The sequence below is a fragment of the Pseudomonas sp. LARHCG127 genome (assembly GCF_052871455.1).
This window is the reverse complement of the sequence record NZ_JBIXJT010000004.1, coordinates 401,078-424,669: the sequence shown is the minus strand read 5'-3', so window position 1 is coordinate 424,669 and position 23,592 is coordinate 401,078. Positions and strand designations below refer to the sequence as shown.

Genomic DNA, 23,592 nt, shown 5'->3' with positions numbered 1-23,592 from the left:
AAAAGCATGAGCCACGATTACTCCAGAATCGCCAGCGAGCTGCTGCACAGCTTGGGTGGCGTCGACAATATCGAGCAGGCCGCCCACTGCGTGACGCGCCTGCGCCTGTCCCTCAAGGACGCGGCCCGGGTGGACAGTGCCACGCTGAACCAGATCGACCTGGTCAAGGGCTCGTTTTTCACCGGAGGCCTGTTCCAGGTGGTCATTGGCCCCGGCGAGGTGGAAAAGGTCTACGCCGCCCTGCGCGAGCTGACCGGCCTGGCCGCCGCGACCATCGCCGACGTCAAGCGCCAGGGCGCGCAGAAGGGCAACGGCATGCAGCGCCTGGTGCGGGTGCTCTCCGATGTGTTCATGCCCATCCTGCCCGCCCTGGTGATCGCCGGCCTGCTGATGGGCGTCAACAACCTGCTGGGCGCCAAGGGCATGTTCATTGCCGGGCAGACGTTGCTCGATGCCTATCCGAACCTGGACGGCGTCTGGAGCCTGATCAACCTCATGGCCAACACCTCCTTCGTCTTTCTCCCGGCCTTGGTGGGCTGGTCGGCGGCCAAGCGTTTCGGCGGCAGCGAGATCCTTGGCATCGTGCTGGGCCTGATGCTCGTCCACCCGGACCTGCTCAACGCCTGGAACTACGGCAAGGCCGTGGCGGGACTGGACGGCCAGAGCCTGCCGTATTTCGATATCTTCGGCTGGTTCCGGATCGAGAAAGTCGGCTACCAAGGGCAGATCCTGCCGATCCTGCTGGCGGCCTATGTCATGAGCGTGATCGAGCGATGGTTGCGGGCCAGGGTGCCCAACGCGATCCAACTGCTCGTGATCCCCATCACCACCATCGTGATTACCGGGGTGCTGGCCCTCGCCATCATCGGTCCGGTCACCCGCCACCTGGGCATCCTGATCACCGAAGGCATGGTGGCGCTGTTCGACCTGGCACCGGTGATTGGCGGGGCGATCTTCGGCCTGCTTTATGCGCCGCTGGTGGTGACCGGCATGCACCACATGTTCCTGGCGGTGGACTTGCAATTGATCTCAACCCAGGGCGGCACCTTCATCTGGCCGATGATCGTCATGTCCAACCTGGCCCAGGGCAGCGCGGCGCTGGCGGTGTTCTACATGACCCGCAATGCGCGGGACAAGAGCATGGCGTCCACCTCGGCGATTTCCGCTTATTTCGGCATCACCGAACCGGCGATGTTCGGGGTCAACCTGCGCTACAAATTCCCCTTCTATTGCGCCCTGGCCGGCTCGGCCCTGGGCTGTATTTTCCTGTCGTTGAACAAGATCAAGGCCTCGGCGATTGGCGTGGGAGGCCTGCCGGGGTTCATTTCCATCGTGCCGGACTACATACCGATGTTCGTGGTCGGCATGGTCATCGCCATGAGCGTGCCCTTTGCCCTGACCTGCGCGTTGAGCATGAAGATCGTCCGGCCGGGCTATCGGGTGGCCTAAGCCCTGTGGGAGCCGGGCTCGCCCGCGATGAGGCCTGTGGGGCCGGTACAAAACAGACTGAAGGGAACGCACATGCAAGACTGGCAACGTTCGGTGATCTACCAGATCTACCCCAAGAGTTTCTACAGCCATGGCGGCCAGGCCACCGGTGATTTGCTGGGGGTAGTGGACAAGCTCGACTACTTGCACTGGCTGGGTGTGGACTACCTGTGGCTGACGCCGTTCCTGCGTTCGCCGCAACGGGACAATGGCTACGACATCAGCGACTACTACGCCATCGACCCCAGCTACGGCACCATGGCCGATTGCGAATTGTTGATCGCCGAGGCGCGCAAGCGCGGTATCAAGCTGATGCTCGACATCGTGGTCAATCACACCTCCATCGAGCACCCCTGGTTCCAGGCCGCCCGCAGCAGCCTCGACAACCCGTACCGCGATTTTTATATCTGGCGGGACCAGCCGAACACCTGGGAGTCCAAGTTCGGTGGCTCGGCCTGGGAGTACGAGGCCCAGACTGGCCAGTATTACCTGCACCTGTTCGACCATACCCAGGCCGACTTGAACTGGGACAACCCCCAGGTCCGCGCCGAAGTGTTCAAGATGATGCGTTTCTGGCGGGACAAGGGCGTGGGGGGCTTCCGTCTCGATGTGATCAACCTGATTTCCAAGCCGGCCGACTTTCCTGACGACCACACCGACGGCCGGCGTTTCTATACCGACGGTCCCAATGTGCATCGCTACTTGCAGGAAATGCACCGGGAAGTCTTCGAGGGTTTCGACCTGATCAACGTTGGCGAGATGTCGTCCACCAGCCTCGAGCACTGTGTTCGTTATTCATGCCCGGCTTCCCGCGAACTGTCGATGACCTTCAATTTCCATCACCTGAAGGTGGACTACCCGAACCTGCAAAAGTGGGTGCGGGCCGACTTCGACTTTCTCGAACTCAAACGCATCCTGTCCGACTGGCAGGTCGGCATGCAGGCCAGTGGCGGCTGGAATGCGCTGTTCTGGTGTAACCATGACCAGCCGCGAGTGGTGTCGCGGTTTGGCGACGACGGTGAGTACCGCGTGCCTTCGGCGAAGATGCTCGCCACGGCGTTGCACTTTCTCCAGGGCACGCCGTTCGTGTACCAGGGCGAGGAGCTGGGCATGACCAATCCGGGCTTCGATCACATCGAGCAATACCGCGATGTGGAAACCCTGAACATCTATCGCCTCAAGCGCAACGCCGGAGTCCCCGAGGCCGAGGCCATGGCGCCAATCATGCAGAAGTCCCGTGACAACGGGCGCACGCCAATGCAATGGAGCGCCGGGCCGAACGCGGGGTTCAGCCGGGCCGACCCCTGGATTGGCGTGCCTGCCAACGCCGCGTTCATCAACGTCGAGCAACAACAAAAAGACGCGACCTCGGTGCTGCATTACTACCGCGAGCTGATCGCCCTGCGTCGCAGCGAAGCCTTGATCCAGGACGGCGTCTATCGCCTGCTGTTGCCTGAGCATCCCCACGTGTGGGCCTACCTGCGCGAAGGGCAGGGTGAGCGCCTGCTGGTGGTCAGCCATTTTTATGGGGGCGACTGCGAGGTGGAGCTGCCCGAAGGGGTCCTCACCCAAGAGACGAAACAACGCTGGGTGATTGGCAACTACGAAGCGGGTGAACACCGATACCGACGGCTGCGCCTGCGGCCCTACGAGTCGTTCGTGCTGCACCTGAGCGACTGAATAAAAAACTTCCCCTGACCCAGGCAATGCCTGAAAGCGAACACGTTGCGCCAGACGCATCGTGGGCCCTTTGTCGCCGGCCAAACGGCAAACAAGGGGGGAAGTCATGGAGCAAACAACAATAAGAAACAATGGAGAGGCGTATGAAAACAATAATAAACCGTGGCCTGGCCGCGTCCTGTATCTGCCTGGCGCTGCCGTTACCGGTTCAGGCGCTGGAGTTTTCCGGTTATTTGCGCAGTGGCGTCGGCAGCGCGACCAATGGCCGTTCCCAATCCTGTTTCCAGTTGCCTGGAGCGCAGACCAAATATCGGTTGGGCAACGAGTGCGAGCAGTACGGGGAATTGGAGCTGCGCCAGGATCTGTTCACCCTCGACGATGGCTCGGTGTTGAGCGTGGACGGCATGGCGTCGCTGTACAACCGCTACGACCGCACGCCGACCTTCCAGGGTGAAAACGGCGCGGCGCGCATGCCGCAGATGTATGCCCAATGGTCGAACATGCCCAGCCTGAACGGCGGGTCGTTGTGGGCCGGCCGGCGGTATTACAAGCGCAACGACATCCATATTTCGGATTTCTACTACTGGAACCAGAGCGCCACTGGTGGCGGGATCGAGGACGTGCTGATCGGCGGGTTGAAATACAGCTACGCCTTCTCGCGCAAGGACAACCTCTACCAGAAAGACCCGGTCAACCGGCATGACTTCAACGTCGCTGGTTTCAGGACCAACCCTGGCGGCGAGTTGGAATTTGGCTTGAGCTTCATCGACCGGGCGAACCGTCGTGACGCCCACCGCGGTTGGGCCTTGACCGCCCAGCATGTGCAACAGGACTTCCTGGGTGGCAAGAATAAACTGGCCTTGCAATACGGCGAGGGCCCCGGCACCGGGCTGGGTTATACCGGCGACACCGGGCTGGACGACAGCAACAAGAGCTATCGTCTGGTGGAGTTTTTCGATTGGCAGGTCACGCCGCGTTTCGGCGGGCAGGTGCAGGCGGTGTACCAGAAGGACATCCGCCCCGACGGCACCGACCAGGACTGGCTGTCATTGGGAGTTCGCCCGGCGTACGCCATCACCGATCAGTTCAAGCTGGTGGCCGAACTGGGCCACGACCAGGTGCAGGCCAACGATGGAACACGCAAGCTGAGCAAGTTCACCTTTGCCCCCACCTGGTCGCCCAAGGGCCCGGAATTCTGGGCGCGCCCGGAAATACGGCTCTATTACACCTACGCCAGTTGGAACGCGGCTGCCCAGCGTGCAGCCAATGAGTTGGCGGCCGGCTCGGCGCTGTCCGACACCGGTGCGTTTGGTGGGGCGCGGCATGGTTCCAACGTGGGCCTGCAGGTCGAATACTGGTGGAAATGACCCGTGCAGGCGCGGGTCGCTGGTTGGCGTGCCCGCGATGCGAAAAAGAACAGACAGCAGCAGGTGAAGTCATGAATACAACGCAATCTTTGCAATTGCTCGCACCGCTGTCCGGGGTCTTGATGCCTTTGGACAGCGTGCCGGATCCGGTTTTCTCCAGCCGTGTGGTGGGGGATGGCATTTGTATCGATCCGACCTCGCAAACCCTTTGCGCGCCGCTGTCCGGTGTCGTCGGCACGCTCCAGGACAGCGCCCATGCGGTGAGTATCACCGCTGACAACGGTGTCCAGGTGCTGATGCATATCGGCCTGGACACGGTCAACCTGGCGGGCAAGGGGTTTACCTCGCGGGTGACCATGGGGCAACGGGTCGAGGCCGGTCAGCCGCTGATCGATTTCGATGCCGACTACATCGCCTTGCACGCGCGCAGTCTGTTGACGCTGATGCTGGTGGTCAGTGGCGAACCCTTCAGCCTGCTCGTGGACGAGGCCACTGGCATCGAGAGCGGCGTGCCGTTGTTGCAGGTGCGCTCAGATGAGCAGGGAGCGGCCGACGAGGCGCAGTCGGGCACGGTGCTGTTTTCCCGGCGGCTGGTCGTGCCCAATGAAAGTGGCCTGCACGCCCGTCCTGCCGCGGTGTTCGCCCAGGCGGCCAAGGGCTTCGACGCCCATATCCAACTGCATAAGCAGCAAGCCAGCGCCAACGCCAAATCCCTGGTGGCGATCATGGCGTTGCAGACGGCCAAGGGCGACAGTGTGCAGATCAGCGCCGCCGGTGCCCAGGCTGGGCAGGCCATCGAAGCGCTGGAACAAATGCTGCTGTCAGGGTGCGGCGAAACAGTGCAAGCGCCGCTAACACTGGAGCCGATCACCGCCATCGAACCCTCGATGCCCGGCCGGCTGCGGGGTGTCTGCGCATCGCCCGGCTCGGCGTTTGGTGAAGTGGTCCAGATCGCTTCCCAGGTCTTGGACATCGAGGTGGCGGGCGTCGGCATCGAGGCCGAGCAGGCGGCCCTGGATCAAGCACTGGAGCAGGCGACGCAAGCCTTGAAAGCATTACAGGGCGAGGCGGCAGGCAGCGTCCAGGCACAGATTTTTCGTGCCCATCAAGAATTGCTCGAAGACCCCACCTTGCTGGAGCAGGCCCAAGCCTTGATCGCCGCGGGCAAGAGCGCGGCGTTCGCCTGGAAAACCGCCACCGAGGCGAGCGCCGCGCTGTTCCAGCAATTGGGCGGCGCTCTGCTGGCCGAGCGCGCAACGGACCTGGCCGATGTCGGGCAGCGGGTGCTCAAGTTGATCCTGGGCGTGCAGGACAACGCCTGGAACCTGCCCGAACAGGCGATTCTGGTGGCCGAGCAACTGACGCCCTCCCAGACCGCCAGCCTCGACACCTCACGCATCGCCGGTTTTGTCACCGTGGGCGGCGGCGCCACCAGCCATGTCGCGATCCTGGCCCGTGCGCTGGGCCTGCCCTCGTTGTGTGGCGTGGCGCAAGGCGCGTTGGCCTTGGATAACGGCACTCGGGTGTTGCTGGACGCTGATAGCGGTGAACTGCACGTGAACCCGGATCAGGCCTTGATCGAGCAACGCCGGATCGCGGGTGAGCGGCAGCGCCAACGACATCAGCGAGACCTGGAACAGTCGGCCCTGGCGGCTCGTACCCTGGACGGCCATCGAGTCGAGGTCAGTGCCAATGTCGGGTCGCTGCGAGACGTGGAGCAGGCCATGGCCCTCGGCGGCGAAGGTGTGGGACTGTTGCGCTCCGAACTGCTCTACCTGGATCGCGCCCACCCACCTGGCCACGACGAGCAAGCGACCCTGTACAGCGCCGTCGCCCGGGTTCTCGGACCTGAGCGCAACCTGGTGGTTCGCACCCTCGACGTGGGTGGGGACAAGCCGCTGGCTTACGTGCCGATGGCTCATGAGGCCAATCCATTCCTGGGCATGCGCGGCATTCGCTTGTGCCTGGAGCGCCCCCAGTTATTGCGCGAACAATTCCGGGCAATGCTCGCCTGTTCGGGGTTGGCACGGCTGCACATCATGTTGCCCATGGTCACGCACCTGGCGGAGCTGCGCCTGGCGCGGCAGATGCTGGATGAGGAGGTCCGTCAGTTGGGACTCACGCAGGCGCCGAAGCTGGGCATCATGATCGAAGTGCCGGCGGCGGCGCTGATGGCCGATCTGTTTGCCCCTGAGGTGGATTTCTTTTCCATCGGCACCAACGACCTGACCCAATACACCCTGGCCATGGACCGTGACCATCCACGTTTGGCCAGCCAGGCCGACAGCCTGCACCCCTCGGTGTTGCGCCTGATCGCCCGTACGGTCGAGGCCGCTCGCGCCCATGGCAAATGGGTCGGAGTGTGTGGCGCGCTGGCCTCGGAACCCCTGGCGGTGCCGCTGTTGTTGGGGTTGGGCGTGGACGAGTTGTCAGTCAGTGTGCCGCTGATTCCGGCGATCAAGGCCTGCGTGCGTGAATGGAACCTGAGCGAGTGCCGAACGCTGGCCCAAGAGGCCTTGGGCCAGGACAGCGCGGAGCAGGTGCGTGACCTCCTGCGTACTCACTCATCCACGGCCAACCCGGCCACCCTGGCCATGGAGCATTGAACATGTTCGACAAACTGCAACATGCCTTCTGGAAAGCACTGACCCCGGACCTGGTACCCGAAGAGCCCAATCGACCGGCAGCGATTGAAGGGCTGGCGCCGGCCATCATTGCCGGGTTGGGTGGCGCGGCAAACCTCAAGTCCCATCAGCCCGTGGCGTTGACGCGGCTGCGGGTGGAATTGCGGGATGTGGCACGGATAGACCGGGTCGGGTTGAGCGAGGCCGGTGTGACGGGCGTGATGACGCTCGACAACGGCGTGGTGCATCTGATTACCGGCTTGCCGGGCTAGTTGTCGGGGGCTGCTGCGCCCGAAGCGTCGGACCGGCCCAGCGGGAGCAAGCTCCCTCGCCACAAAAGCGGTTCGGCGTGGAAACCCTCGGTGTTTGCAATGATGGGATCTGGAAGGCATACCTCATCGCCCCATCAACGCCCAAAACCGTGGCGAGGGAGCTTGCTCCCGCTGGGGTGCGAAGCGCCCCCAATCCAAACAGGCTAAATCAATCTGGCACACCGCAATGATGATTTTGGGCTGCTGCGCAGCCCAGTGAAAGCCACAAAAGCGCTTCGGCACGAGGGAGATCGGTGGGAGTTCCTCACGCGTTCTATACTCCTGGCAGCCATTGCGGTGGCAAGCACATCGCAATAAGGAGCCGCCATGAATGACACTCAAAAACTCGCCGCCTTGCGCATCGTTTTGATCGTGGTCGGTCTGATCGCCGTCTTCGCGATCTGGCCATTGATGCTCCTATGGCCGTCCGGCTGGGCGTGGCATAGCGGCCATTCCGATTATCCGCTGATGATCGTCGGTATTTACGCAACGCTCGGCGTGTTCCTGCTGACGGCGTCCCGCGAGCCGATGAAGCACCTGAGCCTGATCGGGTTCACCGTGTGGTCGAGCGTCGTGCACGGCGCAATCATGGCTGTTCAGTCGTTTGGCGTCGGGATGGATGGGGCGTCTCACTACGGTCATTTGCTCGGCGATGTGCCGGCCTTGTTCATCGTCGCGGCGGCGTTGGCTTTTTTTACGCCGCGTGGTGTAAAAACACACTGAACGCTCGATCTCCTGTCGGGGAAATGCTGTGGAATAACGTCCACACGTTTTTTTTTCATCTTGGTTTCCTTACCGTTTCTCATCTGCGGGTGTATCGTATTCGCCTTTTGCGGGCCCAACGGTTCGCGCGGATTCAATAGGTGGTTGCGTTCATGTCCTTTACCCGTCGCCAAATACTCGGTGGCCTGGCCGGTCTTGTTGTCGTTGGTGTGGGTGCAGGCGGCGCGTCGCGGTATTGGCTGGGGAAGATGGCTGATGCCGAGGCCGGTCACGACTATGAATTGATCGCCGCGCCCTTGGATGTGGAGCTGGTGGCCGGGCACAAGACCCAGGCCTGGGCGTTTGGCCCCTCGGCACCGGGTACCGAGTTGCGGGTGCGCCAGGGCGAATGGTTGCGGGTTCGTTTCATCAACCATCTGCCGGTCGCCACCACCATTCATTGGCACGGCATCCGTTTGCCGCTGGAGATGGACGGCGTGCCCTATGTCTCGCAACTGCCGGTGCTGCCGGGCGAGTACTTCGATTACAAATTCCGTGTGCCGGACGCCGGCAGCTATTGGTATCACCCCCACGTCAACAGCAGCGAAGAACTCGGGCGTGGGCTGGTGGGGCCGTTGATCATCGAAGAGCGCGAGCCCACCGGTTTCAAATACGAGCAGACCCTGAGCCTCAAGAGCTGGCATGTGGATGAGCAGGGCGAGTTTGTCGCGTTCAGCATTCCTCGCGAGGCGGCCCGTGGCGGCACGGCCGGGCGGCTGTCGACCATCAACGGCGTGCCACAGGCGGTGATCGATCTGCCGGCCGGGCAGATCACCCGGGTGCGTTTGCTCAACCTCGACAACACCCTGACGTACCGCATCAACATCCCCGGTGCTGAAGCGCAGATCTATGCGCTGGATGGCAACCCCATCGAACCGCGCCCGTTGGGCAAGGAATACTGGCTGGGGCCAGGCATGCGCATTTGCCTGGCGATCAAGGCACCGCCGGCTGGCGAGGCGTTATCGCTGCGCAACGGCCCGGTGCGCCTGGGTACGTTGCGCTCGGTGCCGAACAATGACGCGCCGACCCCATGGCCGCCAGCATTGCCGCCCAACCCGGTGGCCGAGCCGGACCTGGCCAATGCCGAGAAACTCAACTTCAATTTCGAATGGGTCGGCTCGGTGTCGGTGAATGTCGACAACGGCAAACCGCCAAGCCTGTGGCAAATCAACGGCAAGGCTTGGGACATCACCGACAAGACCTGCGCCGACCGGCCGATCGCCACGCTGAAGAAAGGCCAGAGCTACATTTTCGAATTGAAGAACATGACCCAGTACCAGCACCCGATCCATTTGCACGGCATGAGCTTCAAGGTGATTGCGTCGAACCGGCACAAGGTCGTGCCGTATTTCACCGATACCTACCTGCTGGGCAAGAACGAGCGGGCGCAGGTGGCGCTGGTGGCGGATAATCCAGGCGTGTGGATGTTCCACTGCCATGTGATCGACCACATGGAAACCGGCCTGATGGCCGCCATCGAGGTGGCGTGATGCGCCAGATTCGCCCCGCCAAGATCATCGACCGCAGCCGTGACCAGGACTTCATGCGCGAAGCCCTGGCCCTTGCCGCACAAGGCGCCGCCCTGGGCGAAGTGCCGGTGGGCGCAGTGCTGGTGCAGGACGGTGAAATCATTGGGCGCGGCTTCAATTGCCCGATCAGTGGTCACGACCCCAGCGCCCACGCCGAAATGGTCGCGATCCGCGCCGCCGCCCAGGCCGTGAGCAACTATCGCCTGCCCGGCAGCACGCTGTATGTGACGCTGGAACCGTGCAGCATGTGCGCCGGCTTGATCGTCCATTCACGCATCGCCCGGGTCGTCTATGGCGCCTTGGAGCCCAAGGCCGGCATCGTGCAGAGCCAGGGGCAGTTCTTCAGCCAGGGCTTCCTGAATCATCGGGTGCTGTTCGAGGGCGGGGTGTTGGCTGAGGAGTGCAGTACGGTGCTTAGCGAGTTCTTCAAGGCCCGAAGAGCCAAACCTTCAGACTGAACACTGACCCCCTGTGGGAGCGAGCTTGCTCGCGATAGCGGTCTGTCAGGCGACATCTCTGTTGAATGTCAGGTCGCCATCGCGAGCAAGGGTTTTGTGGTGCTTGGACTGGTTATTTACGCGCCACAATCACCGCCCGCATCGGCGCTGGCAGCCCTTCGATGGTCTTGCTGTGGTCGGCGGGGTCGAGGAAGTCGCTCAGGGACTGATATTTCATCCATTCGGTGCTGCGCTGTTCTTCCACGGTCGTCAGGCTCACGTCCACGCAACGCACATCGCTGAACCCGGCGCGGCGCAGCCAGCGTTCCAAGGCCGGGACCGACGGCAGGAACCACACGTTGCGCATCTGCGCGTAGCGGTCTTCGGGCACCAGCACCTGGTGTTCGTCGCCTTCGATCACCAAGGTTTCCAGCACCAGTTCACCGCCCTTGACCAGGCAATCCTTCAAGGCCAGCAAGTGTTCGATCGGCGAGCGGCGGTGGTAGAACACGCCCATGGAAAACACGGTGTCGAAGCCTTCCAGTTCCGCTGGCAGGGCCTCGAAGGGGAACGGCAGATGCCAGGCGTTGGGCTGCGACAGGTAGCGCTGCACCGCCTGGAACTGGCAGAAGAACAGCCAGTTGGGATCAACGCCGATCACCGTGTCAGCCCCGGCGCCGAGCATGCGCCACATATAGTAGCCGTTGCCGCAGCCCACATCGAGAATGCGCTTGCCCTTGAGGTCCAAGTGCGGGGCCACCCGCGACCACTTCCAGTCCGAGCGCCATTCGGTGTCCACGTGCACGCCGAACAGGTCGAACGGCCCTTTGCGCCAGGGTGACAGGCCCATCAGCGCGGTACGCATTTGCCCACGGGTTTCGTCGGAGCAATCAGCGTCGAGCGTCAGGCCGTTCAGCAGGTCGACGGTGGTGGGTTGCAAGACCGGCAGCGCATCGAGGGCGCTTTGCCAGCGCTCCAGGTCGCCGTGGCCCTTTTCCATCTTGCTGTCGAGTTGCGTCTGCAGCGTCGCGGCCCAATCGGCCAGGGGCGTGCCGGCCAGATGGCGGGCGAGGGGGGACAGATCGATCATGGCAGGGCAATCAACGAGGCGAAGTTAAGACACTGGAACCACGGCACGACTTTCGAGAACCCGGCCGCCAAGAGGCGCTCGCGGTGTTCTTCGAGGCTGTCGGGCTTCATGACGTTTTCGATGGCGCTGCGTTTCTGGGCAATTTCCAGTTCGCTGTAGCCGTTGGCGCGCTTGAACGCCACGTGCAGGTCGGTGAGCAGGGCGTGTTCCTCGGCGTCGTTGAAGCGTAGCTTTTCCGAGAGGATCAGGGCTCCGCCCGGCAGCAGGGACTGGCGAATGCGGCTCAACAGTGCGGTGCGTTGGTCCGGCGCGATGAATTGCAGGGTGAAATTCAGCGCCACCACCGAGGCCGGCTGGAACGCCAGGGCGAGGATGTCGCCTTCGATCACTTCCACCGGCAGCAGCTCTTGGAACATCGAGTCCTGGCCGTTGAGGTATTCACGGCAGCGTTCGACCATCGCCGCCGAGTTATCCACCGCGATCACCCGGCAACCGTCGGTGCGCACATGACGGCGCAGGGCCTGGGTCACGGCGCCCAGGGACGAGCCAAGGTCGTAGAGCACGCTATTGGGCTGGGCGAATTGCGCGGCGAGCACGCCGAGGTTTTCGACGATGGTCGGGTAACCCGGCACGGAACGCTTGATCATGTCCGGGAACACCCGCACCACGTCCTCGTTGAAGGCGAAGTCCGGCACTTGGGCCAGGGGTTGGGCGAATAGACGATCGGGGTCTTTGCTCACGGCGGTTCCAGCGGCATGGGTGGTGAAAAGGCCGGCATTTTACCCAAAAACCCGGGGGGCGCGTCGTTGCTCGCGATCGCGCACTGTCTGTTGATAAAGGTGCTGACTGACCCACCGCTATCGCGAGCAAGCTCGCTCCCACATTTTGATCTCTGTTTAACGATGTTTTTGCGGGAACGCCGACGCGGTGATGCCCCATTGCCCCAGCCAGTAACTGATGATGATCAGGTAAGGCGCGGCATGGAAGGGCTGCACGAACCGGTTGATGCCGATCAGGCTGTCGGAAAGCACAAAGGCCAGCGCCCCGGCGGCGGCCAGCCAGGCCGAACGCTTGGGTACATCGGTGCCCAATCTTGCCAACGCTCGCCAGAGCATGGCGCTGATGGCCAAACCATAAACCACCACCGGCACCAGCAACGGCCCGAGACCGCTCGACACCAGGATCCCCAACAGCACCGCGCCGATGCCCAAGGCCAGGGCCAACGGCCGCAGTGCCGGGCGGCGACAGTCGCTGAGGTAGGCTTTCAGGTAGGCCAGGTGTGCCAGCAGAAACGCGCCGAGGCCGAACACGAACAGATCCCCCGGCCAGGCCAGCAGCACATCGCCCACCAGGGAAAAAATCAGCCCGAGGCTGATCCAGCGTCGATAGTCGCCGGGCGGCGCATCGTGCAGCCAGCCGAGCAGGGCCAGCACCGGCATGGGCTTGACCAGCAGGCACAGCAACGTGGCATGCATGGCCAAGCCGTACAGGTAGGTGGCCGCACCCATCAGTGCGAGGATCAGCCAGCCCACGGTCAGTTCACCGCAATGGCGCAGTCAAAGGTTTCCACCGGCGGCACTTCCGGTGCCCAGGGCTGTTGATAAGTCAGGCGCAAGCGCCCGGTACCGGCGTTGAACGCCTGGAAGCGCCAGGTCGAGACACCGGCAGCGCCAACGATGCCGGCGTCTTCCGGGTTGCGATAGACCTCCGGCCCGAGGCCTTTCAACACACCGCCGGCCGAATCCTGGATCGCCCAGCGGTAACCGGTGCTGGGGTTGCTGGGCAGGCTCAGGATCAGGTTTTGTCCGTTGTTGAGCCGGACCGGGCACTGGCTCAGTTTTTCCACGGTCACGTTGTGGCTGGTTTGCGTGGCGCAGGCGCTCAGCAGCGCGAGGCTGAGGGGGACGAGCAGGCGAGTGAGGGACATATGGGCTCCGGCATTCACGACGAACGGCGAGCATAACCGAAGATGCTACTGGGTGTGTCAGCTGGAGAAGTGTTGTTTGTGAGGGCCTCATCGCGAGCAGGCTCGCTCCCACAGGGGATTTGTGGTGTTCACAGCATTTGTGATCCACACCGAACCCTGTGGGAGCGAGCTTGCTCGCGATGAGGCCAGTCCAGCCGCTACAGGAACATCAGAACAACACCTTCGCCACATCCGCAAACCGCTTGGCAAAGTGCACCGTCACGCCTTCCTTGAGGTAGTTCGGCAGTTCTTCGAAATTGCCCCGGTTGGCTTCCGGCAGGATCAGTTCGTTGATCTTCTGCCGGCGCGCCGCGATGACCTTCTCGCGCACGCCACCAATGGGCAGGACATGCCCGGTGAGGGTCAGTTCGCCGGTCATTGCCACGCCTTTTTTCGGCGGCTGGTTGCGAGCCAGGGACAGCAAGGCGCTGGCCATGGTGACGCCGGCGCTCGGGCCGTCCTTGGGCGTGGCGCCTTCCGGCACGTGCAGGTGAACGAAGGCCTCGTCGAAGAACTTCGGATCGCCGCCAAATTGCTTCAGGTGCGAACTGACGTAGCTGTGGGCGATTTCCGCCGACTCCTTCATCACCTCGCCCAGTTGCCCGGTCAGCTTGAAGCCGCGATTGAGGGTGTGGATGCGCGTCGCTTCGATCGGCAAGGTCGCGCCGCCCATGCTGGTCCAGGCCAGGCCGGTGATCACCCCGACGCCGGACAGTACCTGTTCGTTGCGGAACACCGGTTTGCCCAGGGATGCCTCAAGATCCTTCGGCCCGAGCTTGATCACCGCTTTTGGCTCTTCGATCAGCTTCATCACCGCCTTGCGCACCAGTTTGCCCAGCTGTTTCTCCAGCTGGCGCACCCCGGCCTCGCGGGCGTAACCGTCGATCAGGGCCTTGAGGGCGCTGTCGTTGATGCTCAGGCTGCCCTTGGACACGCCGGCCTTGGCCAGTTGCTTGGGCCACAGGTGGCGCTTGGCGATGGCGACTTTTTCTTCGGTGATGTAGCCCGACAGGCGGATCACTTCCATCCGGTCCAGCAGCGGCCCGGGGATCGAGTCCAGGGTGTTGGCGGTGCACACGAAGAGCACTTTCGACAGGTCCAGGCGCAGGTCCAGGTAGTGGTCGAGGAATTCGACGTTCTGTTCCGGGTCGAGGGTCTCGAGCAAGGCCGAGGCCGGATCGCCCTGGTAGCTCTGGCCCATCTTGTCGATTTCGTCGAGCATGATCACCGGGTTCATCACTTCGACATCCTTGAGCGCCTGCACCAGTTTGCCCGGCTGGGCACCGATGTAAGTGCGCCGATGGCCCTTGATCTCGGCTTCATCGCGCATGCCGCCGACACTGAAGCGGTAGAACGGCCGGCCCAGGGACTCGGCGATGGATTTGCCGACACTGGTCTTGCCCACGCCCGGCGGGCCCACCAGCAGCACGATGGAACCACTGATTTCGCCTTTATAGGCACCGACGGCGAGGAATTCGAGGATGCGGTCCTTGATGTCGTCCAGGCCGGCGTGGTGCTGGTCGAGCACCTTGCGCGCATGCTTGAGATCGAGCTTGTCCTGGCCATACACGCCCCACGGCACCGAAGTCGCCCAATCCAGGTAATTGCGGGTGACGGCGTATTCCGGCGAGCCGGTTTCCAGGATCGAGAGTTTGTTCATCTCCTCTTCGATACGCTTTTGCGCCTGGGCCGACAACACCTTGCCTTCCAGCCGCTGCTCGAACTGCTCGAGGTCGGCGCTGCGGTCGTCCTTGGTCAGCCCCAGTTCCTGCTGGATGACCTTGAGCTGCTCCTTTAGGAAGAACTGGCGCTGATGTTCGCCGATCTTGTTATTGACCTCGGCGGAAATCTCTTTCTGCAACCGCGCCACTTCGACTTCCTTGCGCAGCATCGGCAGCACTTTCTCCATGCGCTTGAGCATGGGCACGCAATCGAGCACTTCCTGCAGTTCATTGCCGGTGGCGGAGGTGAGCGCGGCGGCAAAGTCGGTGAGTGGCGAAGGGTCGTTGGGGCTGAAGCGGTTGAGGTAGTTCTTCAGCTCTTCGCTGTACAGCGGATTGAGCGGCAGCAGTTCCTTGATCGCATTGATCAGCGCCATGCCGTAGGCCTTGACCTCGTCGGTCGGCTCGCTCGGCTGGTGCGGGTATTCGACCTCCACCAGGTACGGTGGGCGATGGTGCTTGAGCCAGGTGCGGATGCGCACGCGGGTCAGGCCCTGGGCGACAAACTGCAATTTGCCGGCTTCCCGGCTGGCGTGGTGCACCTTCACCAGCGTGCCGTACAGCGGCAGCTTCGAGGTGTCGAAATGACGCGGGTCTTCCTGGGGTGTGTCCATGAAGAACAGCGCCAGGGAATGATGTTCGGACTTGGCCACCAATTCCAGGGTTTCGGCCCACGGTTCTTCGTTGACGATGACCGGCAGCACCTGGGCCGGGAAGAAGGGACGATTGTGGATGGGGATGATATAGACCTTGTCCGGCAGGTTCTGGCCGGGCAGGGCCAGGCCGGTACCGGAGGAGGTGTGTTCGACGTGTTCGGAGTCAGCGTATTCGTGAGTGGCTTCAGTAGAGTGCTGGTCGCTCATGGGGCACCTGCGCAATGGGGTATGGGTCTTAGATGGGGCAGGTGGGGGGTGGTTTCAATGGTGGGGGATTGTTAACGGTTATTTCATTGGTGGCCGTTCAGGCTGGCGACAGGTTGGCGTGGCGAGGCGCGGAGCCTCGCCACGGGCCCGGCCTAGGCGACCCGATTCAAGTCGTTATGGCGAGTTTCCTTCAAGCACAACACCGCGATGACGCTGAGCAGCGCGGCCGCTGAAACATAGCCCCCGACATAACTCAAGCCGCCCATCGCCACCAGTTTCTGGGCGAAAAATGGCGCGGCCGAGGCACCGACGATGCCGCCCAGGTTGTAGGCCGCCGAGGCGCCGGTGTAGCGCACATGAGTCGGAAACAGTTCCGGCAGCAAGGCACCCATGGGGGCGAAGGTCACCCCCATCAGGAACAGCTCGATGCACAGGAACAACGCCACGCCGCCCGTGGAACCGTGGGTCAGCAAGGGTTCCATGAGGAAGCCCGAGGCAATCGCCAGCAGGCCGCCAATGATCAGGATCGGTTTGCGGCCGTAGCGGTCGCTGGCCCAGGCGGACAACGGGGTCGCAGCGGCCATGAACAGCACGGCAAAGCACAACAGGCCCAGGAATGTTTCGCGACTGTAGCCGAGGGTGGACACGCCGTAGCTCAGGGAGAATACCGTCGAGATGTAGAACAGCGCGTAACACACCACCATCGCCGCCGCGCCCAGCAACGTTGGCGCCCAGTACTGGCTGAACAGCTCGACCAGCGGCACCTTGACTCGCTCCTGGCGGGCCACGGCATTGGCGAACACCGGGGTTTCGTGGAGCTTGAGGCGCACGTAGAGACCGACGATCACCAGCACGGCGCTGAGCAGGAACGGAATTCGCCAGCCCCAGGAGCGGAATTGCTCGTCGTCCAGGCTCATGGCCAGGGTCAGGAACAAGCCGTTGGCCGCCAGGAAACCGATGGAGGGCCCCAGTTGGGGGAACATGCCGAACCAGGCACGCTTGCCTTTAGGGGCGTTCTCGGTGGCAAGCAGAGCCGCGCCGCCCCATTCGCCACCCAACCCCAGGCCTTGGCCAAAACGCAGCACGCACAACAGGATCGGCGCCCAGGCGCCAATACTGGCATAGCCGGGCAACACGCCGATGAGCGTGGTGCACACGCCCATCAACAACAGGGACGCCACCAGTGTGGACTTGCGCCCGATCCGGTCGCCGAAATGGCCGAACAGCGCCGAACCCAGCGGACGGGCGAGGAAGGCGATGCCGAACGTCAGGAAGGACGACAGCATCTGTGCCGTGCCTGAGGTTTGCGGAAAGAACACTGGCCCGATCACCAGGGCCGCAGCCGTGGCGTAGACGTAGAAATCGTAGAACTCGATGGCGGTGCCGATGAAGCTCGCGGTCGCCACGCGGGTGGCCGAGTTGGTCGGCTGGGCAGTCACTGCCTCGTTGCAGGTAGCGGTCGTCATGCGGTTATCCCTGACAGTCATATGCTCCGTTGGAGCGAATTATTATGGTCGAACCCCCAGGGATGTGGGCGGGTATCCCGTCGCTGTTTCGGGTAGGAACAGTCCCAGGGGTGCTGCGGATCTTGTCGATGGTCTGGCCGGAACCAGCCAAGTGCGGGGTAGGCACGGGGTTCGGGCGGGGCTGGGTAAGCGGGTTGAGTATAGGAAGGGGGCTAATGAATCAACAAGTGAGCCCGCACACAATATTGAGGCGTGCGCCGAGCTTTTTGTGGCGAGGGAGCAAGCTCCCTCGCCACAAGGGCTATCAGGTCCAGACAGGGATTCAGGAAACAGCAGGCACCGAGCTGTTATGCCACGCCAGCACCTGGCTGACGCGGTTGTCCACGGTCTCGATGATTTCCAGCCGATAACGGCCGATCTTCAGGCAGACCGGACTTTCGGGAATGGTTTCCAAGGCTTCGGTCACCAACCCATTGAGGGTCTTGGGGCCGTCGCAAGGCAGGTGCCAGCCCAGGGTCCTGTTCAATTCGCGGATCGATGCCGCGCCATCGATCATCAGGCGGCCGTCGGGCTGGGGATGAACGTGGGGATTGTCGAGGCTGTGCTCGCTCTCGAATTCGCCGACGATTTCTTCGAGGATATCTTCCAGGGTGACAATACCCAGCACTTCACCGTATTCGTCCACCACCATGCCCAGGCGCCGCTGCTGCTTGTGGAAATTCAACAGTTGCAGCTGCAATGGCGTGCTTTCGGGCACGAAGTAAGGCTCGTGGGAAGCCGTCAGCAGCGCTTCCTTGGTCAGGCTCGCGTCCGCCAGCAAATGACGGATCTGGCGGGTGTTGAGCACCGCTTCGACCTGGTTGATGTCGCTGTGGAACATCGGCAGGCGGGTACGCCGGTTCAGGCGCAGCTGTTCGATGATGTCGCCGATGGGGTCGTCGAGGTTGATCCCATCGACCTCGCTACGGGGTACGAGGATATCGTTGACGGTGATGTTGTCCAGGGCGTGGATGCCGGAAATCGGATGCAGCCGGCCGCTGCCGTGCTCGGATTCCTGCTCGCTACGCGGTGGCGCGGGCATTTCGTCGTCGCTCTGCTGCACCATGCCGGGCTTGCGAGCGAAGGGGCGCAGCAACAACTGGCTGGCGCCATTCAACAGCCAGGCAAACGGGTAGAGGATCTTCAGCGGGATGCCCAGCAAGGTGTTGCCCAATGCCAGCACCGCGTCGGGCTGGCGGCTGGCCAGGGTGCGCGGCAGGTAGTCGGCGAACACCAGCAGCGCGGCGCTGGTGCCGAGCCAGGCGACCCACGGGCCGTTTTCCAGCCAGGTAAAAATGGCCAGCAACGTGCCGATGACCACGGCCAGGGCGCGACAAAGGGTATTGCACAGGATCAGGCTGGCCAGGGGGAAGGTCAGCGCCGCCAGCGGTTTGTCATTGGCGCGCGAGGCTGTGCGCTGGGCCAGCAGGTATTGCTGGGCGGCTTCGATGGCCGTGAACAGGGCCGACCAGAGGATCAGCACCACCAGCACGGCGAACAACGGCGCTACGGGCAACGTATCCATCAGGGCCGTCCGTCAGATATGCAGGATGTATTCACGAACCAGCTTGCTACCGAAGTACGCCAGCATCAGCAGGCAGAAACCGGCCAGGGTCCAGCGAATCGCTTTGTGTCCACGCCAGCCGAGGCGGTTGCGGCCCCACAGCAGCACGCTGAACACGACCCATGCCAGGCACGCCAGCAAGGTCTTGTGTACCAGGTGCTGGGCGAACAGGTTCTCGACGAACAACCAGCCGGAGATCAGCGACAGGGACAACAGGGTCCAGCCGGCCCAGAGGAAGCCGAACAACAGGCTTTCCATGGTTTGCAGCGGCGGGAAGTTGCGGATCAGTCCGGACGGGTGCTTGTGCTTGAGCTGGTGATCCTGCACCAGCAGCAACAAGGCCTGGAACACGGCGATGGTGAACAGGCCGTAGGCGAGGATCGACAGCAGGATGTGGGCGAGGATGCCAGGCTCTTCGTCGATGATCTGCACGGTGCCCGACGGCGCGAACTGCGCCAGCAGCACCGTGGCCAGCCCCAGCGGGAACAGCAGCACCAACAGGTTCTCCACCGGGATGCGCGAGCAGGCCAGCAGCGTCAGGGCGATCACGGCGACGGCGATCAGGCTGGCGGCGTTGAAGAAATCCAGGCCCAGGCCGATCGGCGTCATCAGGTGGGTATAAAGGCTGGCCGCGTGGCCGAGCACGGCCAGCACGCCAAGCGTGACCAGCAGGCGTTTGTTCGCCTTGGCGCCGGTGGCCAGGCGTGTGCCTTGATAGAGGGTCGCAGCGGCATAAAGGCAAGCGGCGGCGAGGGTGGCAAGCAAGCTGGGTGACAAGGGGAGCATAAATCCTGTTAGGCAAGCCCGAAAGGCGCTGAGTTTGGCATAGAACCCCCTCCACACGAAAGACCACTGCAAGGTGTACGCCGCACGCTTCTTCGCTATAATCCGCGACCTGCCCACGCCGCAGGCTCGCCGAGCACATTTTTCACGGTCTGGGCCGCCATTATCCCGGTCTCATCTGGGCCTGAAAGGATCGCGCATGTTTGAAAACCTAACCGACCGTCTCTCGCAGACGCTGCGCCATGTCACCGGCAAGGCGAAACTGACCGAGGACAACATCAAAGACACCCTGCGCGAAGTGCGCATGGCGTTGCTCGAAGCCGACGTCGCCCTGCCGGTGGTCAAGGACTTCGTCAATTCGGTCAAGGAACGCGCCGTCGGCACCGAAGTGTCGCGGAGCCTGACGCCGGGCCAGGCGTTCGTGAAGATCGTCCAGGCCGAGCTCGAAAGCCTGATGGGCGCCGCCAACGAAGACCTGAACCTCAGCGCCGTACCGCCAGCGGTGGTGCTGATGGCCGGCCTGCAGGGCGCGGGCAAGACCACGACAGCCGGCAAGCTGGCGCGCTTCCTTAAAGAGCGCAAGAAGAAGTCGGTGATGGTGGTGTCGGCGGACATCTACCGTCCGGCGGCGATCAAGCAGTTGGAAACCCTGGCCAACGACATCGGCGTGACGTTCTTCCCGTCCGACCTGAGCCAGAAGCCGGTGGACATCGCCCAGGCGGCTATCAAAGAAGCCAAACTGAAATTCATCGACGTGGTCATCGTCGATACCGCCGGTCGCCTGCACATCGATGAAGAGATGATGGGCGAGATCAAGGCGCTCCATGCCGCGATCAACCCGGTGGAAACCCTGTTCGTGGTCGATGCCATGACCGGCCAGGACGCGGCCAACACCGCCAAGGCGTTCGGTGACGCGCTGCCGCTGACCGGCGTGATCCTGACCAAGGTCGATGGTGACGCCCGTGGCGGTGCCGCGCTGTCGGTGCGTGCCATCACTGGCAAGCCGATCAAGTTCATCGGTATGGGCGAGAAGAGCGAAGCGCTCGAGCCGTTCCACCCCGAGCGTATCGCATCGCGTATCCTCGGCATGGGCGACGTGCTCAGCCTGATCGAGCAGGCCGAGCAGACCCTCGACAAGGACAAGGCCGACAAACTGGCCAAGAAGCTGAAGAAGGGCAAGGGCTTCGACCTCGAAGACTTCCGCGACCAGCTGCAACAAATGAAGAACATGGGCGGCCTTGGCGGCCTCATGGACAAACTGCCGAACATCGGTGGCGTGAACCTGGCGCAGATGGGCAATGCCCAGGGCGCGGCTGAAAAGCAGTTCAAGCAGATGGAAGCCATCATCAACTCCATGACCCCGGCCGAGCGCCGCGACCCTGAGCTGATCAGTGGTTCGCGCAAGCGCCGTATCGCCATGGGTTCCGGCACCCAGGTGCAGGACATCGGTCGCTTGATCAAGCAACACAAGCAAATGCAGAAGATGATGAAGAAATTCTCCGCCAAGGGCGGGATGGCCAAGATGATGCGCGGCATGGGCGGTATGTTGCCCGGCGGCGGCATGCCGAAAATGTAAAGAATCTGCGCCGGCTGTCATGTCGGCGTTGCCCCGCACGGATGCGGGGATCTCCAGCAAACCCGCGCTACGTGGGAGCTGACCTGCCGTTTTTCATGACGGCTCTATGGCAAATCTTGATCGCATGGCGCCAGGCGCCGGAAAAAGACATTTGCAAAAGTCCGGATATTCCTTAGAATATGCGGCCTTTCGGGCACCTATGCCCGCTGTGCATTTAGATTTGCAGCACCGACTACAGGAACGATGTTCACATGCTAACAATCCGTCTTGCCCTTGGCGGCTCCAAAAAGCGCCCGTTTTACCACCTGACCGTAACCGACAGCCGCAACCCGCGTGACGGTTCCCACAAGGAGCAGGTTGGTTTCTTCAACCCTGTTGCCCGTGGTCAGGAAGTTCGTCTGTCCGTGAACCAAGAGCGCGTAGCCTACTGGCTGAGCGTTGGTGCACAACCTTCTGAGCGCGTTGCTCAGTTGTTGAAGGAATCGGCTAAGGCTGCGGCCTGAGCAATATGAACGCGACGCCAAAAGATGCCGGTGATTTGATCGTTGTCGGCAAGATCTATTCTGTACATGGCGTTCGCGGCGAAGTGAAGGTGTATTCCTTTACTGATCCGATCAAGAACCTGTTGGAGTACAAAACCTGGACGCTCAAGCGCGAAGGTAGCGTGAAACAGGTGGAGCTGGTCAGTGGACGCGGGAACGACAAGTTCCTGGTCGCAAAGCTCAAGGGTCTCGATGATCGTGAAGAAGCACGTCTTCTGGCCGGTTATGAGATCTGCGTGCCGCGCAACCTGTTCCCTGAACTGACCGACGGCGAGTACTACTGGTACCAGCTGGTGGGTCTGAAGGTCATCGACCACCTCGGGCAATTGCTCGGGAAAATCGATCACCTGCTCGAGACCGGTTCGAACGATGTCATGGTGGTCAAGCCTTGCGTCGGCAGCCTGGATGATCGCGAACGCCTGTTGCCCTATACCGAGCAATGCGTGTTGGCCGTCGACCTTGCCGCAGGCGAGATGAAGGTGGAATGGGATGCGGATTTCTAAACGTGGCTAATTTGCGCGTTGAAGTCATCACATTGTTTCCCGAGATGTTTTCCGCCATCAGCGAGTACGGCATAACCAGCCGCGCGGTGAAACAGGAGCTGTTGCAGCTCACCTGTTGGAATCCGCGGGACTACACCACGGATCGACATCACACTGTGGACGATCGCCCGTTTGGCGGTGGTCCGGGCATGGTGATGAAGATCAAGCCCCTGGAAGATGCGCTGGTTCAGGCCAGGACTGCAGCCGGGGAGGGTGCGAAGGTGATCTACCTGTCGCCCCAAGGCCGCCAGCTGACTCAGTCGGCGGTACGCGAGCTGGCGAATTCGGATGCATTGATCCTGATTGCCGGCCGTTATGAAGGCATTGACGAGCGTTTCATTGAAGCTCATGTCGATGAAGAGTGGTCGATTGGCGACTATGTACTGTCTGGCGGCGAGCTGCCGGCGATGGTCCTGATCGATGCGGTTACACGACTGCTGCCTGGAGCTTTAGGGCATGCAGATTCCGCCGAGGAAGATTCCTTTACGGATGGTCTGCTGGATTGCCCGCACTACACCCGACCGGAGGTGTATGCGGATCAGCGTGTTCCCGACGTGTTGCTAAGTGGCAACCACGCGCACATCCGGCGTTGGCGTTTACAGCAGTCCCTTGGTCGGACCTATGAACGACGCGCCGATCTTCTGGAAAGCCGCTCGCTTTCTGGAGAAGAGAAGAAGCTGCTCGAGGAATACATCCGCGAGCGGGACGATAGTTAACAACGTATCGATGGTGAGTCCGACGACTTGCCTTAGGAGCACAGCATGACTAACAAAATCATCCTTGCACTCGAAGCAGAGCAGATGACCAAAGAAATCCCTACCTTTGCCCCGGGCGACACCATTGTCGTTCAGGTGAAAGTGAAGGAAGGCGACCGTTCCCGTCTGCAAGCGTTCGAAGGCGTCGTTATCGCCAAGCGTAACCGTGGCGTGAACAGTGCATTCACCGTTCGTAAAATCTCCAACGGTGTCGGCGTAGAGCGTACTTTCCAGACCTACAGCCCGCAAATCGACAGCATGGCTGTCAAGCGTCGCGGTGACGTACGTAAAGCCAAGCTGTACTACCTGCGTGACCTGTCGGGTAAAGCAGCTCGCATCAAGGAAAAACTGGCTTAAGTCCAGCTTCCGATGCAAAAAAAAGCAGCCTGCGGGCTGCTTTTTTGTTGCCTGCGATTTGTGCTTTGAGCACCCTGCATAGCTTCATTTCCATTTTCGATGCCGTGTGTGCCCGCATCTTTCAAGAGTC

The 23,592-nt window shown here is 62.1% G+C and carries 21 protein-coding genes; 13 read left to right on the top strand and 8 right to left on the bottom strand.

Going from position 1 to position 23,592, the window contains the following annotated elements:
* Window positions 1–6: 6 nt before the first annotated feature.
* From treP to tadA, 8 genes are all read left to right on the top strand, one after another.
* Window positions 7–1,449, top strand: a complete 1,443-nt coding sequence (gene treP / locus ACIPQ1_RS10185; protein ID WP_411386557.1) for a PTS system trehalose-specific EIIBC component — start codon at window positions 7–9, stop codon at window positions 1,447–1,449.
* A gap of 72 nt (window positions 1,450–1,521) precedes the next feature.
* Entirely contained in the window at window positions 1,522–3,168 is a 1,647-nt protein-coding gene (treC, locus tag ACIPQ1_RS10180) for an alpha,alpha-phosphotrehalase (protein ID WP_446534036.1), read from the top strand.
* Window positions 3,169–3,311: 143 nt separating this feature from the next.
* Complete coding sequence (locus ACIPQ1_RS10175; protein WP_250964517.1) at window positions 3,312–4,535, top strand: maltoporin; 1,224 nt, start codon at window positions 3,312–3,314, stop codon at window positions 4,533–4,535.
* Between the two features lie 71 nt (window positions 4,536–4,606).
* A complete protein-coding gene (gene ptsP / locus ACIPQ1_RS10170; RefSeq protein WP_446534035.1) occupies window positions 4,607–7,141 on the top strand; it encodes a phosphoenolpyruvate--protein phosphotransferase in 2,535 nt (844 codons plus the stop codon).
* 2 nt (window positions 7,142–7,143) lie between these two features.
* Entirely contained in the window at window positions 7,144–7,431 is a 288-nt protein-coding gene (locus tag ACIPQ1_RS10165) for a PTS transporter subunit EIIB (RefSeq protein WP_250964515.1), read from the top strand.
* A 366-nt stretch (window positions 7,432–7,797) separates the two neighbouring features.
* Window positions 7,798–8,193, top strand: coding sequence for a DUF6632 domain-containing protein (locus ACIPQ1_RS10160; protein ID WP_411386562.1), 396 nt, complete (start codon window positions 7,798–7,800; stop codon window positions 8,191–8,193).
* A 152-nt stretch (window positions 8,194–8,345) separates the two neighbouring features.
* Window positions 8,346–9,722 carry a multicopper oxidase family protein gene (locus tag ACIPQ1_RS10155; RefSeq protein ID WP_446534034.1) on the top strand — a complete coding sequence of 459 codons (1,377 nt, stop codon included), beginning with the start codon at window positions 8,346–8,348 and terminating at the stop codon, window positions 9,720–9,722.
* Window positions 9,722–10,219, top strand: coding sequence for a tRNA adenosine(34) deaminase TadA (gene tadA, locus ACIPQ1_RS10150; protein WP_250964513.1), 498 nt, complete (start codon window positions 9,722–9,724; stop codon window positions 10,217–10,219). The genes ACIPQ1_RS10155 and tadA overlap by 1 nt, the downstream gene beginning before the upstream one ends.
* Before the next feature lie 112 nt (window positions 10,220–10,331).
* On the opposite strand, the gene cmoB is transcribed toward tadA, so the two are convergent.
* The 8 genes from cmoB to ACIPQ1_RS10110 all read right to left on the bottom strand — a co-directional run bounded on the left by cmoB (window position 10,332) and on the right by ACIPQ1_RS10110 (window position 19,693).
* Window positions 10,332–11,288 (bottom strand): tRNA 5-methoxyuridine(34)/uridine 5-oxyacetic acid(34) synthase CmoB, encoded by a 957-nt coding sequence (gene cmoB / locus ACIPQ1_RS10145; RefSeq protein WP_186705432.1) that lies wholly within the window; start codon window positions 11,286–11,288, stop codon window positions 10,332–10,334.
* Window positions 11,285–12,028 (bottom strand): carboxy-S-adenosyl-L-methionine synthase CmoA, encoded by a 744-nt coding sequence (gene cmoA / locus ACIPQ1_RS10140; protein ID WP_053118678.1) that lies wholly within the window; start codon window positions 12,026–12,028, stop codon window positions 11,285–11,287. Before cmoA ends, cmoB begins: the two co-directional genes overlap by 4 nt.
* A gap of 156 nt (window positions 12,029–12,184) precedes the next feature.
* Window positions 12,185–12,820: a lysoplasmalogenase gene (locus tag ACIPQ1_RS10135; RefSeq protein ID WP_411386565.1), complete on the bottom strand. Its 636-nt coding sequence runs from the start codon at window positions 12,818–12,820 to the stop codon at window positions 12,185–12,187.
* A 2-nt stretch (window positions 12,821–12,822) separates the two neighbouring features.
* Complete coding sequence (locus ACIPQ1_RS10130) at window positions 12,823–13,215, bottom strand: protease inhibitor I42 family protein (protein ID WP_186705434.1); 393 nt, start codon at window positions 13,213–13,215, stop codon at window positions 12,823–12,825.
* Between the two features lie 208 nt (window positions 13,216–13,423).
* The gene (gene lon, locus ACIPQ1_RS10125) at window positions 13,424–15,838 is read right to left on the bottom strand and encodes an endopeptidase La (protein WP_446534033.1); all 2,415 of its coding nucleotides are present in this window, start codon (window positions 15,836–15,838) and stop codon (window positions 13,424–13,426) included.
* Between the two features lie 152 nt (window positions 15,839–15,990).
* Complete coding sequence (locus ACIPQ1_RS10120; protein ID WP_186705435.1) at window positions 15,991–17,304, bottom strand: MFS transporter; 1,314 nt, start codon at window positions 17,302–17,304, stop codon at window positions 15,991–15,993.
* Between the two features lie 322 nt (window positions 17,305–17,626).
* The gene (locus ACIPQ1_RS10115) at window positions 17,627–18,868 is read right to left on the bottom strand and encodes an HlyC/CorC family transporter (protein ID WP_446534032.1); all 1,242 of its coding nucleotides are present in this window, start codon (window positions 18,866–18,868) and stop codon (window positions 17,627–17,629) included.
* A 12-nt stretch (window positions 18,869–18,880) separates the two neighbouring features.
* Window positions 18,881–19,693 carry a cytochrome C assembly family protein gene (locus ACIPQ1_RS10110; RefSeq protein ID WP_053118690.1) on the bottom strand — a complete coding sequence of 271 codons (813 nt, stop codon included), beginning with the start codon at window positions 19,691–19,693 and terminating at the stop codon, window positions 18,881–18,883.
* A 196-nt stretch (window positions 19,694–19,889) separates the two neighbouring features.
* Here ACIPQ1_RS10110 and ffh point away from each other — a divergent pair, with 196 nt between their 5' ends.
* The 5 genes from ffh to rplS all read left to right on the top strand — a co-directional run bounded on the left by ffh (window position 19,890) and on the right by rplS (window position 23,462).
* A complete protein-coding gene (gene ffh / locus ACIPQ1_RS10105; RefSeq protein WP_003198085.1) occupies window positions 19,890–21,266 on the top strand; it encodes a signal recognition particle protein in 1,377 nt (458 codons plus the stop codon).
* Window positions 21,267–21,517: 251 nt separating this feature from the next.
* Entirely contained in the window at window positions 21,518–21,769 is a 252-nt protein-coding gene (rpsP, locus tag ACIPQ1_RS10100; protein WP_003198088.1) for a 30S ribosomal protein S16, read from the top strand.
* A 5-nt stretch (window positions 21,770–21,774) separates the two neighbouring features.
* Window positions 21,775–22,311: a ribosome maturation factor RimM gene (gene rimM, locus ACIPQ1_RS10095; RefSeq protein ID WP_186705437.1), complete on the top strand. Its 537-nt coding sequence runs from the start codon at window positions 21,775–21,777 to the stop codon at window positions 22,309–22,311.
* On the top strand, window positions 22,293–23,066 hold the full coding sequence (trmD, locus tag ACIPQ1_RS10090; protein WP_170845966.1) for a tRNA (guanosine(37)-N1)-methyltransferase TrmD: 774 nt from the start codon (window positions 22,293–22,295) through the stop codon (window positions 23,064–23,066). The genes rimM and trmD overlap by 19 nt, the downstream gene beginning before the upstream one ends.
* Before the next feature lie 45 nt (window positions 23,067–23,111).
* Window positions 23,112–23,462, top strand: coding sequence for a 50S ribosomal protein L19 (gene rplS / locus ACIPQ1_RS10085; RefSeq protein ID WP_003175895.1), 351 nt, complete (start codon window positions 23,112–23,114; stop codon window positions 23,460–23,462).
* The last annotated feature ends 130 nt before the right edge of the window (window positions 23,463–23,592 follow it).

Excerpts from the sequence above, each read along its gene's own strand:
- treP (WP_411386557.1), top strand. The coding sequence starts at position 7 with ATGAGCCACGATTACTCCAGAATCGCCAGCGAGCTGCTGCACAGCTTG.
- treC (WP_446534036.1), top strand. The coding sequence starts at position 1,522 with ATGCAAGACTGGCAACGTTCGGTGATCTACCAGATCTACCCCAAGAGT.
- ACIPQ1_RS10175 (WP_250964517.1), top strand. The coding sequence starts at position 3,312 with ATGAAAACAATAATAAACCGTGGCCTGGCCGCGTCCTGTATCTGCCTG.
- ptsP (WP_446534035.1), top strand. The coding sequence starts at position 4,607 with ATGAATACAACGCAATCTTTGCAATTGCTCGCACCGCTGTCCGGGGTC.
- ACIPQ1_RS10165 (WP_250964515.1), top strand. The coding sequence starts at position 7,144 with ATGTTCGACAAACTGCAACATGCCTTCTGGAAAGCACTGACCCCGGAC.
- ACIPQ1_RS10160 (WP_411386562.1), top strand. The coding sequence starts at position 7,798 with ATGAATGACACTCAAAAACTCGCCGCCTTGCGCATCGTTTTGATCGTG.
- ACIPQ1_RS10155 (WP_446534034.1), top strand. The coding sequence starts at position 8,346 with ATGTCCTTTACCCGTCGCCAAATACTCGGTGGCCTGGCCGGTCTTGTT.
- tadA (WP_250964513.1), top strand. The coding sequence starts at position 9,722 with ATGCGCCAGATTCGCCCCGCCAAGATCATCGACCGCAGCCGTGACCAG.
- cmoB (WP_186705432.1), bottom strand. The coding sequence starts at position 11,288 with ATGATCGATCTGTCCCCCCTCGCCCGCCATCTGGCCGGCACGCCCCTG.
- ACIPQ1_RS10130 (WP_186705434.1), bottom strand. The coding sequence starts at position 13,215 with ATGTCCCTCACTCGCCTGCTCGTCCCCCTCAGCCTCGCGCTGCTGAGC.
- lon (WP_446534033.1), bottom strand. The coding sequence starts at position 15,838 with ATGAGCGACCAGCACTCTACTGAAGCCACTCACGAATACGCTGACTCC.
- ACIPQ1_RS10120 (WP_186705435.1), bottom strand. The coding sequence starts at position 17,304 with ATGACGACCGCTACCTGCAACGAGGCAGTGACTGCCCAGCCGACCAAC.
- ACIPQ1_RS10115 (WP_446534032.1), bottom strand. The coding sequence starts at position 18,868 with ATGGATACGTTGCCCGTAGCGCCGTTGTTCGCCGTGCTGGTGGTGCTG.
- ACIPQ1_RS10110 (WP_053118690.1), bottom strand. The coding sequence starts at position 19,693 with ATGCTCCCCTTGTCACCCAGCTTGCTTGCCACCCTCGCCGCCGCTTGC.
- ffh (WP_003198085.1), top strand. The coding sequence starts at position 19,890 with ATGTTTGAAAACCTAACCGACCGTCTCTCGCAGACGCTGCGCCATGTC.
- rpsP (WP_003198088.1), top strand. The coding sequence starts at position 21,518 with ATGCTAACAATCCGTCTTGCCCTTGGCGGCTCCAAAAAGCGCCCGTTT.
- rimM (WP_186705437.1), top strand. The coding sequence starts at position 21,775 with ATGAACGCGACGCCAAAAGATGCCGGTGATTTGATCGTTGTCGGCAAG.
- trmD (WP_170845966.1), top strand. The coding sequence starts at position 22,293 with ATGGGATGCGGATTTCTAAACGTGGCTAATTTGCGCGTTGAAGTCATC.
- rplS (WP_003175895.1), top strand. The coding sequence starts at position 23,112 with ATGACTAACAAAATCATCCTTGCACTCGAAGCAGAGCAGATGACCAAA.